Source organism: Pseudomonas sp. GW456-E7 (assembly GCF_059424105.1).
On the sequence record NZ_JBWKZB010000002.1, the window covers coordinates 284,508 to 297,173 of the forward strand.

The window sequence follows — 12,666 nt, forward strand, 5'->3', positions numbered from 1 at the left end:
ACGACAGACGAACGGGGCGGCCTCCCCCCTGCACGACACTGTAGTATGTTGTATTACAAACCACTACATCGAGACCGCCATGTCCACCATGTCCTTGCGCCTGCCAGACGAAATCGCCGATACCCTCGCCAGTCTTTCCAAGGCCACTGGCCGCAGCAAGTCGTTCCTCGCAGTCGATGCCTTGCGCGAGTATCTCGCCAGGGAAGCATGGCAAATCGAAGAAATTCAGAAAGCGCTGAAAGAAGCCGATGCCGGCGACTTCGCCTCGTCAGACGAGGTCAGTGCGATTGCTGATAAGTGGGTAAGCAATGCGCGTTGAGTGGCTGCGTACTGCACTCAAGAACCTTGATGAAGAAGCCGCTTACATTGCGATAGAGAATCCAAAGGCAGCAGCAGATTTCGTACAAGCCATTCTCGCCAGTGTCGATCACCTTGCGCGCTTTCCGGCGACAGGTCGGGAAGGTCGATTGCCCGGTACTCGTGAATGGATTTTGCCCGACCGCCCCTATCTGATTCCGTATCGAGTTCGCCAAGGTCGTCTGCAAGTGCTCAGGGTCTTCCACACTCGTCGCCTTCCCCCCATCCATTGGTGATTACAGCGAATCATCCCCCCGAAAACAAACCCCGTCTGCACCTGCACCAATCCGCTCATTCAGCCAGTTCAACGCTTGGTCTGCGCCCCGCCGTTTATGCCACGCCAACACAAAGGTGAACGAAGGAATATCAAACGGTGGCGGCACGACGATCAACGACTGTTCATCAATATCGCGCAGACCACGCGAGGCCACCGTCAGAATAAGATCAGTACCGCTGATGCATTCCGGGGCCACGCTCCAGTGCGGCAGGCTGACTGCCACACGACGACGTTCACGCAATGCCGTCAGCGCCCGCTCGATTTCCGGGGTGCCGCTGCCGCGCATTTCCAGCAGCACATGGGGTCGAGCCAGGTAGGTGGGCAGGTCGAGCACACCGTCGGCGGGCAGGCTTCTGCGGTCCACCAGGCAGGCGTAGTGCTCTTCGAACAGCAGGGTGCTGCGCAATTCGTTGGGCATTTCCGGGAACACACCGATGGCGACGTCAATATCACCGTTGAGCACGCCGTCAAGCATGCTTTCGCGGCTGCCATGGCTGATTTGCAGGTCGATACCCGGCGCATCGCGGCGCAACGTCCGGATCAGTCCCGGCAGGACAATGGCGGCGCCATAGTCGGACATCGCCAGGCGAAAGGTGCGCCTGGCGGTAGCCGGATCAAAGGCGTTCGGCGCCAGCAGCGCTTGCACCTGGGCCAGGATTTCGGCCAGCGGTGCCACCAGCTCCAGCGCTCGCGGCGTTGGAACAAGGCCAGACCCGGCGCGCACCAGCAGCGGATCGCCAAGCAGGTCGCGCAATCGCGCCAGCGCATGACTGACCGCAGGCTGGCTCAAGTGCAAACGCTCGGCCGCCCGGGTCACGTGTTGCTCGGTGAGCAAGGCATCTAGGATCACCAGCAAGTTGAGGTCGATGCGTCGAAGATCATTCATCTGCTGCATGTTCTGGATAACAAAACGGAATTTAAATCTGCGCGACGAATACCCTAGAGTCCAGCAAAACCTGTTGGAGAACGATCATGAGTACGTTGCATTGGGCTGGCCTGGTGGTGCTGGCAATGATTGCCGGGGCGGTGGTGCCGTTTCAGAGCGCGATCAACGTCAACCTCGGGCGCGGGTTGGGCCATCCTTTGTGGGCGACGCTCGCCTCGTTGCTGGTGAGCGTTATCGTGCTGTTGCCGATCATCGTTGCGCTGCGCTTGCCGTTGCCATCACTGGCCTTTATCGGCAAGGCGCCGTTGTGGATGTGGGCGGGTGGCGCTTTTGGGGTGTGTTTCATTTCCCTGGCATTGGTGCTGCTGCCCAGGCTCGGTGCCGCGGGGTTCATGGCATTGGCGCTGGCGGGGCAAGTGGTGGCGTCGTTGTTGCTGGATCACTTCGGCTGGTTTGGCCTGGTGGAGCGGCAGGTCACCTTGCCCAAGGTGCTTGGGGTGGTGCTGTTGATGGGCGGGGTGGTGTTGATTCAGTTTTTTGATGCGCCGGCCAAAGGTTTGGCGACGGTGGGTTGAGAGGACAACCGACAGTCAAATGTCGGCTGTCAGTCAGTCTTCGCGGGCAAGCCCGCTCCCACAGGGGATATGCGGTCACTGTGGGAGCGAGCTTGCTCGCGAAAGCGGTCTGTCTGGCAATGTAGATTTCAGGCCTTGTCGAGTGTCCGCAACTTCTGCGGCAACCCCCACAGCAACAACGCTACCGCGATCAATGCACAGATACCAATGACATACAGCGCCGGCGTGGTGCTGCCGGTCAGGTCCTTGATCCGGCCGACCATCACCGGGCTGACGATGCCGCCGAACTGGCCCAGGGTGTTGATCACCGCAATCCCGCCCGCCGCGCCCGCGCCGGCACCGGCCAGCAGTTTCGGCGGCAAGGTCCAGAAACTCGGGATGGAGGCGATGATCCCGGCGCCGAGCAGGCCCAGCGCGACGATCAGGAAGGTCGTGTGGCTGGCAAAGATCCCCGCACAGAAGAACCCGACTGCACCGACGGCCACCAGACCGGCGACAAACTTGCGTCGCTCACCGGAAGCATCGGACAGGCGTCCGATCACCACCATGCTGATGGCGCCGCAGATGTACGGGATGGCGGTCAGCAGGCCGATCATCACCGGACTTTCGGTGCCGGCGCTGCGGATCAGTTGCGGCGCCCAGAAATTCAGGCCGTAGGACGCCACCTGGATCAGGAAGTAGATCAGCCCCAATGTCAGGAAACCCGGAATCCGCAGCGCGGCGAGCAGCGAGCCACCGCTTTTGTGCGGCTCATGCTGGGCGATGCGGCTGGCCAGCAAGGTCTTCTCCGAAGAGGTCAGCCAATGGGCGTCTTCGATGCGGTCCTTGAGCAGGGTCAGCACCAGCAAACCGAGGCCGATGCACGGCACGCCACCAAGCAGGAACAACCAGTGCCAGCCGCGCATTTGCAGCACACCGTCGAGGTGTTGCAGCACCAGGCCCGAGAACGGCGCGCCCACAAGGCCGGCGAACGCCGACGACAGGAACAGCATCGAGGTGATGCGTCCACGATAGTGCTGCGGGAACCACAGGGTCAGGTAATACAGCACGCCCGGGGCGAATCCCGCCTCCATCGCGCCGATCACGAAGCGCAGCACGTAGAACTGCCATTCGCTGTTGACGAACACCATGGCCGCCGTGGCCAGGCCCCAGGACATCATGATCCGGGCGATCCAGCGCCGGGCGCCGACCTTGTACAGCATCATGTTGCTCGGCACTTCGAAAATCACGTAACCGACCACGAACAACCCGGCACCCAGGCCGTAAGCGGTGTCGCTCAGGCTCAGGTCGGCCTGCAGTTGAAACTTGGCGAAGCTGATGTTGATACGGTCGAAAAAGGCGAACAGGTAGCAGACCATGATCAGCGGCATCAGGCGCCAGGCGACTTTGCTGACCAGGGCTTTTTCGGTGTCGTGGCTAACGGACGGGCTCACGCCCGCCTCCAGTGCATTCAGGCTCATTGCGGTTCTCCAGGCGGACTTCCCGTGGGTGTCCGATTGTTTTTGTTGTCTGGTTGAGTAGCTCAGCGAAAGTGCTTTTACTGTGGGAGCGAGCTTGCTCGCGATTGCGTCGGGTCAGCCAACATTGATGTTGACTGTGACTCAGTCATCGCGAGCAAGCTCGCTCCCACAGGGGCGTGCAGTGTCAGGTCGGGATCGGGTGCAAGTCACAATTGCGCCCGGCCTTGGCCAGTTGTCCCGGTACTTCGTGGCCGAGCAGCGCCGGCAGTCCTCGGGACAGTTTCAGCAGCAGCGGCAAATCGATACCGGTGTGAATGCCGACTTCATCGCACAGGTTCACCAGGTCTTCTGTACAGATGTTGCCCGACGCTCCCGGTGCAAAGGGGCAGCCGCCGAGGCCGCCCAATGCGGCATCGAAACGTCGGGCACCGGCCTCGTAGGCGGCCAGCACGTTGCACAGGCCGAGACCACGGGTGTTGTGGAAATGCAGGGTCAAATCCGCCGGAGCCACCCGCTGCAGCACCCGGCGCACCAGTCGCTCGACTTGGCGCGGATTGGCCATGCCCGTGGTGTCGGCGAGGGTGATGCCCTGGATGCCGAGTTCCTGATAGGCCTCGACGATTTGCAGGACGCGGTCCTCATCGATCTTGCCCTCGAACGGGCAGCCGAAGGTGGTGGCGATGCTGCCATTGAGACGCACCGGGCTTTCGCCAACGAACCGCACGATCTCGCCGAACGCTGCCAATGAATCTTCACAGCGCATGCGCATGTTCGCCAGGTTGTGGGTCTGGCTGGCGGACATCACCAGGTTCAGCTCATCGGCACTGCACGCCAGCGCCCGTTGCGCACCCTTGAGGTTGGGGATCAAGGCGACGTAGATCACCCCCGGCTGCCGGGTAATGCCCTTGAACACCAGCTCGCCATCACGCAGCGCAGGAATGGCCTTGGGCGACACGAACGAACCGGCTTCGATGCGGCTGAATCCGGCCTGCGACAATTGATCGATCAGGGCAATCTTGTCGTGGGTTTCAACCCAGGTCGGCTCGATTTGCAAACCGTCGCGCGGGGACACTTCCTGCACGATCAGGCTGTCGGAATAATCGGTGATCATTGCACCACTCCTTCGACTTTCAGGCGTTCGATGTCCATCGCGGTGAGGCCCAACTGCGCGAGGATGCCGTCGGTGTGCTGGCCCAGCCCGGGACCGGACCAGTTCACGCCGCCGGGTGTCTCGGAGAGTTTCGGCACGATGCCCGGCATCTTCACCGTGGCGCCACCGGGCAGCTCGGCATTGAGCAGCATGTCCCGCGCCTGATAGTGCGGATCGGCGACGATGTCGGCCACCGAGTAGATGCGCCCGGCCGGGACTTCAGCAGCCTCAAGCGCGGCCAGCACCTCGTCGATGGGCAGGCTGCTGGTCCAGTGGGTGATAGCGGCATCAAGCTGATTGCTTTTGGCAGCACGCCCGTCGTTGTGGGCGAACTCCGGCGCCTCGGCCAGATCGGCGCGACCGATGGTGTGCATCAGGCGCTTGTAGATCGGATCGCTGTTGCCGGCAATCACCACGTAGGCGCCATCGGCGGTCAAATAGGTGTTGGACGGCGCGATCCCCGGCAAGGCGCCGCCGCTGCGTTCACGCACATGGCCGAGCATGTCGTATTCCGGCACCAGGCTTTCCATGACGTTGAACACGCTTTCGGCCAGGGACACATCAACGATCTGCCCGCCGCCCTGCCCGGTCTTGACCCGCAGCAATGACATCAGCGCACCGATCACCGCATGCAACGAAGCCAGGGAATCGCCAAGGCTCACGCCGACCCGAGCCGGCGGCGAACCGGGGGTGCCGGTGGTGTAGCGAATCCCGCCCATGGCCTCGCCTATGGCACCGAAACCCGGACGATCGCGGTACGGGCCGGTCTGGCCGTAACCGGAAATCCGCACCAGGGTCAGGTTGGGGTTGAGGGCGTGCAACACGTCCCAGCCAAGGCCGAGTTTCTCCAGGGCGCCGGGGCGCAGGTTTTCGATCAGCACATCGGCGCTGGTTGCCAATTGCTTGACCAGTTCGATGCCTTCGGGGGATTTGAGGTTCAGCGCCAGGGACTTCTTGTTGCGCGATTGCAGGTACCACCACAGCGAGGTGCCTTCGTGCAGCTTGCGCCATTTGCGCAGGGGATCGCCCTGCCCCATGGCTTCGATCTTGATCACCTCGGCGCCGAACTCGGCCAGCATGCGCGCGGCAAACGGTGCGGCGATCAGCGTGCCGATCTCGATCACCTTGATTGCACTCAGGGGGGCAGTCATCGCGGGGTACCTCTTGTTCTTGGAATATGAGCCAAGGCTAGAGGACTGATGCCTGATGAATCCAACCTTCAGTTGGCAACGGGCGTTCGCGAAATGCGAACGCCCGGGGAGATTATCGTGAGCTGTAGTCCGCCATCGCGAGCAAGCTCGCTCCCACACTCGATCTTCGGCACTCACACATCCCCTGTGGGAGCGAGCTTGCTCGCGATGAGGCCGGCACAGTCAGCGAAGAACTTTCAGGCTCAACCCCGCAAATGCTCAAACAACATCCGGCTCACCGGCGACAGCAGCGCCTCATCGCGCACCACCAGAATCAGCGCCCGATCGGACCATTCGTCCGTCAATGGCACCGCGTGCAAACCCAGCGCCCGGCCAAACAATTCATAGGCCCGCTGCGGAAGGATGCCGATCCCCATGTTGGCCTGGACCATGCGGCACATGGCATCGAACCCCGGCACATGAATGCGCACCCGCAACACCTTGCCGGCTTCGCGGGCCGCTGCATGGGTACGCATGTTGATCGAACTGGCGGCATGCAACCCAACGTAATCGCTGCCCAGCGTATCGGCGAACGCCACGCTCGACCGGTTCGCCAAGGGATGGTGTGGCGGCATCAACACCACCAGTTTGTCCTGGCGATACAGCACGCTGTGCAGGCCCTTGATGTCACTGTCGATGGAACAGATGCCGAGGTCGGCCACCCCGTCGACTACGCCCTGAATCACCCCGGCGCTGGGGCGTTCTTCGAGGTCGGTCTTGACCTGTGGGTGACGCTCGGAAAAGTCCCGCAGGTCCTCGGGCAAAAACTGAATGATCGCCGACAGGTTGGCGAGCATCCGCACATAGCCGCGCACGCCATGGCTGTGCTCGCCCAGTTCGAGGCCCATTTTCTCGACGTTGAACAGCATCTGCCGGGCATGGTGCAGCAGGGTTTCCCCGGCCGGTGTCAGGGACATGCCCTTGGCCTGGCGCACGAACAGGCTGATGCCCAGCGCCTCCTCCAGCTCCATCAAGCGCTTGCTCGCCGCCGAGACGGCAATCGCTTCGCGCGAGGCGGCACGGGTCAGCGTGCCCTCCTCATGGACGGCGACGAACAGTTGCAGAGTGATCAGGTCGAGACGGCGGATCAGGCTTTTTTGCAGCATCGGGTACTCGGCGAAGTCGGCTCGGGCGAAACCGCAGCATAACGTTCTTCGCCCGCGTCGTGCCGTGGTCTGGCAGCCGGTCGTGATAAAGTCGCCGCCCAATGACCTTTTGCCGTGAGACGAAGACCGCAATGACCGATTTCCAGGATGTCGACGCCCAACTTGAAGACTGGAACGCCTTGCGCAGCACCGCTTCGTTCAGTGGTTTGCTGGTGGGCAACGGTGCCAGTCGCGCGGTATGGGACGATTTCGGCTACGAGTCGCTGTTCGAAAATGCCCGCACCGTTGAAGAAAAACCCCTGAGCCCGTCCGAGCTGAGCGTGTTCGACGCCATGCAGACCCGCAGTTTCGAGCAGGTACTGAGCGCGTTGAAAACCACCAGTCGGGTCAACAAGGCCCTGGCCGTCAGCTCCGCCGCCCCGCGCAATCGCTATTACGCAATCAAGGAAGCGCTGATCAACACCGTGCATGCGGTGCATATCCCGTGGCGCCTGGTGGTGCCTTCGACGCTGGCGACGATCAATCAGGAACTGGCCAGCTACCGCACGGTGTTCACCACCAATTACGACCTGATCAACTACTGGGCGGTGCAATACCAGCCCGAGGCGATCACCGATCTGTTCCAGGGGGCCGAACCCGCTTTCGACCTGAGCGACACGGCCACCGACAAAACCCGTTTGCTGTACCTGCACGGCGGTCTGCACCTGGTGCGCAACCAGGACGGCACGGCGCGCAAGCTGATGTCGACCGAGGGCACGTTGCTGGGCAATTTCGCGATCAACAACACGATCAAGACCCTCGACGACGTGCCTCTGTTCGTCAACGAAGGGCCGAGTGCGGACAAGCTCAAGACCATTCGCAGTTCGGACTATCTGTCGTTCTGCTACGAGCAATTGCTCGGTCACGGCCAGGCGCTGTGCCTCTTCGGCCAGGCGCTGGGGGAGCAGGACAGCCACATCATCCACGCTTTGCGCCTGGCAAAGCCGCAGGTGCTGGCGATCTCGATTTACCCGCGCAGCAAGGCCTTCATCCAGCACCAGAAGCGGCATTACGCGAAGGTGTTTGAGGGGACGGGGGTTGAGTTGCGGTTTTTTGATTCGAAGAGCCATGCGTTGGGTGGCCCCAAGTTATCGGTTCCAGTAGAAGTTTAGTACTGGCCGATCTGACGCTTTCGCGAGCAAGCCCGCTCCCACATGGGATCTGTGTCGTTCACAAATCCCCTGTGGGAGCGGGCTTGCTCGCGAAGCTTTTGCAGTAAACTCATTCCTCGGTGCTATGCACCACCACCAGCAACTGCGCCTGTACCTCACCCACCGAACGAATCCGGTGCGGTTTTTGCGCATTGAAGTGCAGCGCATCGCCACGATCGAGCAGCACGCGCTCGTTCATGAAGTCCACTTCCACCCGCCCCTCGTGGACGAACAGAAACTCCTCTCCCAGATGTTCCTTGAAGGTCTTGTCGGTGAACTCCGCCGGCGGGTAAATGATGAACGGCAGCAGGCTGCGTTCACTGACCTGATGGGCCAGCACCGCGTAACCCGGATTGTTGCCACTGGCCCCCAGAGGTTGCCGCTCGTGGCTGCGCACCAGGCTGTAGCTGTCGAGGCCGGCGTTGTCTTCAGAGAACAACTCCTCGACCTTCACGTTCAGCGCCTTGGCCAGTTTCAACGCCGCCGCAATCGATGGTGTGTTCAACCCGCGCTCGACTTTCGACAGGTAACTCTTGGTCATGCCGGATTGTTCGGCCAGCGCTTCCAAGGTCACGCCAAGTTTTTTTCTTAGTAATTTCAAACGGATAGACATGTGGAGCGATTAATCCATCAAGGAGCCAACGATTTGTCCTTGCCAATGACACAAAGTGTCATATAGGCTCTTTAGTGTCATTTGCGCTCACCGACGACTTTGCGAGGAACCGGTGAGCGGCAAACCCGACGTCCATTGAATCACCCAAAGGACACCGATATGGCCAAGACATTAGCACTGCCCAAAGAGCAACTGGTCAAGCACGCGCTGAGCCAAATGCAAAATACCCTGGCGGATAATACGTGGACCGCCCGGCAAAAGCTGGCCCTGACCTGTCGCATCCTGTTCGAGCACGGTCACGATTCCGGTCTAGCCGGGCAAATCACCGCCCGTGGCCCGCAGCCCGGCACTTACTACACTCAACAACTGGGCCTGGGTTTCGACGAAATCACCGCAGGCAACCTGCTGCTGGTCAACGAAGACCTGGAGGTGCTCGAAGGCCACGGCATGCCCAACCCGGCCAATCGTTTTCACAGTTGGGTATACCGCGCCCGCCCGGACGTGAACTGCATCATCCACACCCATCCGACCCACGTTGCCGCCTTGTCGATGCTGGAAGTACCGTTGCAGATTTCCCACATGGACCTCTGCCCGCTCTATGACGACTGCGCGTTTCTCGAAGGCTGGCCGGGTGTGCCGGTGGGCAACGAGGAAGGCGAGTTGATTGCCGGGGCACTGGGCGACAAACGGGCGATCCTGCTTTCGCACCACGGCCAATTGTCCACCGGCAACACCATCGAGGAAGCCTGTGTCATCGCGCAATTGATCGAACGTGCAGCGAAGCTGCAATTGCTGGCAATGAGCGCCGGGACCATCAAGCCGATCATCCCCGCGCTGGGCCGTGAAGCCCATGACTGGATTGCCCGGCCGAAACGTCACGCCGCCGCTTTCAACTACTACGCCCGGCAGAGCCTGCGCCAACACGCCGATTGCCTGAACTGAACTGAACTGAACTGAACTGAACTGAACCCAGACCCTTTTGAACGGAGAGACACCATGTCCACCGCAAGCATTCACGGCATCATCGGCTACACCATCACCCCTTTCACCGCCCATGGCGAAGGCGTTGACCTGGACGCCCTCGGGCGCTCCATCGACCGCCTGATCGAGAGCGGCGTGCACGCCATCGCACCGCTGGGCAGCACCGGTGAAGGTGCCTACCTGAGCGACGCGGAGTGGGATCAGGTCAGCGAATTCAGTATCAAGCACGTGGCCAAACGCGTGCCGACCGTCGTCAGCGTGTCCGACCTGACCACCGCCAAAGCGGTGCGTCGCGCGCGCTTCGCCGAAGCCCATGGCGCCGATGTGGTGATGGTGCTGCCCGCGTCCTACTGGAAACTCAGTGAAGCGGAAATCCTTGCCCATTACCGCGCCATCGGCGACAGCATCGGCGTGCCGATCATGCTCTACAACAACCCGGCCACCAGCGGCACCGATATGTCGGTGGACCTGATACTGCGCATCGTCAAGGCCGTGGAAAACGTGACCATGGTCAAGGAGAGCACCGGCGACATCCAGCGCATGCATCAACTCCAACGACTCGGCGACGGCCAGGTGCCGTTCTACAACGGCTGCAATCCGTTGGCCCTGGAGGCCTTTGCCGCTGGCGCAAAAGGCTGGTGTACCGCTGCGCCGAACCTGATCCCGCAGCTCAACCTGGATTTGTATGAAGCGGTGCTGGCCAATGATTTGGCCAAGGCCCGGGAGCTGTTCTACCGCCAGTTGCCGCTGCTGGATTTCATCCTCAAGGGTGGCTTGCCGGCGACGATCAAGGCGGGTTTGCGGGCGACAGGTCTGGAGGTGGGGGATCCGCGGTTGCCGGTGTTCCCGTTGAGTGAGGCGGGGGTTAGTCAGCTTCAAGGCCTACTCAAAGCCTTACGCTGAATTCAGGTTAAACAACCCCCCTGTGGGAGCGAGCTTGCTCGCGATGAGGCCATTACATTCAACACAGATGTTGACTGTCAGACCGCCATCGCGAGCAAGCTCGCTCCCACAGGATTTGTACTGGATTTGAAAGTAGTGATCAAAGCACCGGCAACGTCTTGTCCTTGACCACCTTGCTCGGGCCATTAGCCTTCACACTGGCGATGCCTTTCTCCATGGCGGCATCGGAGGAATAGCTCTCACTGCTGCCGATGACCTCGTGGTTACCCGCCTTGAGATTGAAATACGGATGGCCGTCCTTGGTGGTTTTCTTCTCGTAGCGCTCATCCAGCGGGCTGTTGGCCTGGACCGAGGCGATGCCTTTGTCGGCGGCGGCGTGGGTGGTGTACAGCTCGCTGGTCAGAATGGTCTCGGCGTTGGCCGCCTTGAGGACAAACCTGAACTGGCCATTGCTGCTTTTGCTCACTTCATACCATCCGGACATGCTGTTTCTCCTTGGCGATTGAGAGGTTGTGCGCTTCACAGTAAAGACCAGCCAGGTGTTTCTGTCGCCTGTACCGGCCCCTTCGCGAGCAAGCCCGCTCCCACAGGGATCACATTGAACCTGTGGGAGCGGGCTTGCTCGCGAAGGAGTCGACGCAGTTTTGACTACTTCACCACTGCCCGCACCACCGACAACTCCGGAGACTGCGTCCGCCGCTGGCTCAGATACCGCGTACAACTGACCCGCAGGAACGAAGCGAAATTGACCACCTCACCGCGATAGTCCATCACCTCTTCATACAGCTTGGCGATCAACTGATTGGTGGTCATGCCGTCGACCTCGGCGATTTCGCTGAGGATGTCCCAGAACTGATTCTCCAGCCGCAGGGTAGTGACCACCCCGCAGATGCGCAGCGAGCGGGAGCGCGATTCGTAGAGTATCGGGTCGGCTTTGACGTACAGCTCGCACATGGACATGTCCCTCGTTACAGCGTGATTTTGGTACCCAGCAACCCCAGGAAACCGGCCAGCCAGCTCGGGTGCGCAGGCCAGGCCGGCGCCGTAGCCAGATTGCCTTGAACATGGCCGTCCGTCACCGGAATGTCGATATAGGTACCGCCCGCCAGGCGCACTTCCGGAGCGCAGGCCGGATAAGCGCTGCATTCGCGGCCTTCGAGAATACCCGCTGCCGCCAGTAACTGCGCGCCATGGCACACGGCGGCGATCGGCTTGCCGGCCTTGTCGAATGCCCGCACCAGTTCCAGGACCTTTTCGTTCAGGCGCAGGTACTCCGGCGCACGGCCGCCCGGAATCAACACGGCGTCATAATCGGCGGCGTTGACCTTGGCGAAATCGAAGTTGAGGGCAAACAGGTGACCGGGCTTTTCGCTATAGGTCTGGTCGCCTTCAAAGTCATGGATCGCCGTGCGCACGGTCTGGCCGGCGGTTTTGTCCGGGCAAACGGCGTGCACCGTGTGGCCGACCATCAGCAATGCCTGGAACGGCACCATCACCTCATAGTCTTCGACGTAATCACCGACCAGCATCAGAATTTTTTTCGCAGCCATGGGGAGGACTCCTCTGGATGTGGGCATGCAGGAGTATTCAAGGTAGTCCTTATCCGGCGGGGCGGGTAACAACCGGCTACTACCTGATGGACCGCGTTATCGTTCTTCGCGAGCAAGCTGAACTGGCCTAATGATTTTGGACACTTCAATCGGGCGCTATGATGGCGCCCAAATCTGAGGTGTTTGGCTATGCGTAAATCTTATTCCAGTGAGTTCAAACTCAAGGCCGCCAGCATGGTGCTGGACGAGGGCCAGTCCGTTCCCGATGTTTGTGCCAGTTTGGATATTGGCCCTACCGCCTTGCGCCGTTGGGTCGACCAGGTTCGCAAAGAGCGTTTGGGTTCGACCCCGGTGGGGGCCAAGGCAATCACCGCCGATCAGCGGGAGATTCAGCAGCTCAAAGCGTTGCTCAGGCAAAAAGACCTGGA

General features: G+C 60.9%; 16 protein-coding genes. 7 read left to right on the forward strand and 9 right to left on the reverse strand.

Translation table 11 applies throughout. The annotated features are described in order from the left end of the window. The first annotated feature begins 79 nt into the window (after positions 1-79). Together AC07YV_RS02780 and AC07YV_RS02785 are read left to right on the forward strand one after the other, a co-directional pair. On the forward strand, positions 80-319 hold the full coding sequence (locus AC07YV_RS02780) for a CopG family ribbon-helix-helix protein (RefSeq protein ID WP_095966249.1): 240 nt from the start codon (positions 80-82) through the stop codon (positions 317-319). After that, positions 309-593 (forward strand): type II toxin-antitoxin system RelE/ParE family toxin, encoded by a 285-nt coding sequence (locus AC07YV_RS02785; protein WP_102699025.1) that lies wholly within the window; start codon positions 309-311, stop codon positions 591-593. Before AC07YV_RS02780 ends, AC07YV_RS02785 begins: the two co-directional genes overlap by 11 nt. Here AC07YV_RS02785 and AC07YV_RS02790 read toward each other — a convergent pair whose 3' ends face one another. Next, positions 594-1,529, reverse strand: coding sequence for a LysR family transcriptional regulator (locus tag AC07YV_RS02790; protein WP_102699026.1), 936 nt, complete (start codon positions 1,527-1,529; stop codon positions 594-596). Between the two features lie 77 nt (positions 1,530-1,606). Between AC07YV_RS02790 and AC07YV_RS02795 the strand changes: the two genes are divergently transcribed. Further along, the gene (locus AC07YV_RS02795) at positions 1,607-2,095 is read left to right on the forward strand and encodes a DMT family transporter (RefSeq protein ID WP_102699027.1); all 489 of its coding nucleotides are present in this window, start codon (positions 1,607-1,609) and stop codon (positions 2,093-2,095) included. A 128-nt stretch (positions 2,096-2,223) separates the two neighbouring features. On the opposite strand, the gene AC07YV_RS02800 is transcribed toward AC07YV_RS02795, so the two are convergent. The 4 genes from AC07YV_RS02800 to AC07YV_RS02815 all read right to left on the reverse strand — a co-directional run bounded on the left by AC07YV_RS02800 (position 2,224) and on the right by AC07YV_RS02815 (position 7,001). Beyond that, positions 2,224-3,555 (reverse strand): MFS transporter, encoded by a 1,332-nt coding sequence (locus AC07YV_RS02800; RefSeq protein WP_102699028.1) that lies wholly within the window; start codon positions 3,553-3,555, stop codon positions 2,224-2,226. A gap of 184 nt (positions 3,556-3,739) precedes the next feature. Then, positions 3,740-4,666 carry a hydroxymethylglutaryl-CoA lyase gene (locus tag AC07YV_RS02805; RefSeq protein WP_102699029.1) on the reverse strand — a complete coding sequence of 309 codons (927 nt, stop codon included), beginning with the start codon at positions 4,664-4,666 and terminating at the stop codon, positions 3,740-3,742. After that, on the reverse strand, positions 4,663-5,856 hold the full coding sequence (locus tag AC07YV_RS02810; protein WP_095966243.1) for a CaiB/BaiF CoA transferase family protein: 1,194 nt from the start codon (positions 5,854-5,856) through the stop codon (positions 4,663-4,665). The genes AC07YV_RS02805 and AC07YV_RS02810 overlap by 4 nt, the downstream gene beginning before the upstream one ends. A gap of 242 nt (positions 5,857-6,098) precedes the next feature. Then, a complete protein-coding gene (locus AC07YV_RS02815; protein WP_102699030.1) occupies positions 6,099-7,001 on the reverse strand; it encodes a LysR family transcriptional regulator in 903 nt (300 codons plus the stop codon). Between the two features lie 131 nt (positions 7,002-7,132). Here AC07YV_RS02815 and AC07YV_RS02820 point away from each other — a divergent pair, with 131 nt between their 5' ends. Further along, positions 7,133-8,152, forward strand: a complete 1,020-nt coding sequence (locus AC07YV_RS02820; RefSeq protein ID WP_102699031.1) for a DUF4917 family protein — start codon at positions 7,133-7,135, stop codon at positions 8,150-8,152. 109 nt (positions 8,153-8,261) lie between these two features. Here the strand turns inward: AC07YV_RS02820 and AC07YV_RS02825 are convergent, their stop codons facing one another. After that, a complete protein-coding gene (locus AC07YV_RS02825; protein ID WP_007976760.1) occupies positions 8,262-8,804 on the reverse strand; it encodes a helix-turn-helix domain-containing protein in 543 nt (180 codons plus the stop codon). 159 nt (positions 8,805-8,963) lie between these two features. On the opposite strand from AC07YV_RS02825, the gene AC07YV_RS02830 reads away from it, so the two are divergent. Both AC07YV_RS02830 and AC07YV_RS02835 read left to right on the forward strand, forming a co-directional pair. Then, positions 8,964-9,746: an aldolase gene (locus AC07YV_RS02830; RefSeq protein ID WP_007976758.1), complete on the forward strand. Its 783-nt coding sequence runs from the start codon at positions 8,964-8,966 to the stop codon at positions 9,744-9,746. Between the two features lie 54 nt (positions 9,747-9,800). Beyond that, positions 9,801-10,688 (forward strand): dihydrodipicolinate synthase family protein, encoded by an 888-nt coding sequence (locus AC07YV_RS02835; RefSeq protein ID WP_102699032.1) that lies wholly within the window; start codon positions 9,801-9,803, stop codon positions 10,686-10,688. Between the two features lie 139 nt (positions 10,689-10,827). On the opposite strand, the gene AC07YV_RS02840 is transcribed toward AC07YV_RS02835, so the two are convergent. The 3 genes from AC07YV_RS02840 to AC07YV_RS02850 all read right to left on the reverse strand — a co-directional run bounded on the left by AC07YV_RS02840 (position 10,828) and on the right by AC07YV_RS02850 (position 12,238). Further along, on the reverse strand, positions 10,828-11,172 hold the full coding sequence (locus AC07YV_RS02840) for a YegP family protein (protein ID WP_102699033.1): 345 nt from the start codon (positions 11,170-11,172) through the stop codon (positions 10,828-10,830). A gap of 164 nt (positions 11,173-11,336) precedes the next feature. Beyond that, entirely contained in the window at positions 11,337-11,642 is a 306-nt protein-coding gene (locus AC07YV_RS02845) for a ribbon-helix-helix domain-containing protein (RefSeq protein ID WP_095966236.1), read from the reverse strand. A 14-nt stretch (positions 11,643-11,656) separates the two neighbouring features. After that, complete coding sequence (locus AC07YV_RS02850; RefSeq protein WP_102699034.1) at positions 11,657-12,238, reverse strand: DJ-1/PfpI family protein; 582 nt, start codon at positions 12,236-12,238, stop codon at positions 11,657-11,659. Positions 12,239-12,427: 189 nt separating this feature from the next. Between AC07YV_RS02850 and AC07YV_RS02855 the strand changes: the two genes are divergently transcribed. Beyond that, on the forward strand, positions 12,428-12,666 hold a 239-nt coding region (locus AC07YV_RS02855; protein WP_146025338.1), incomplete at its 3' end, for a transposase.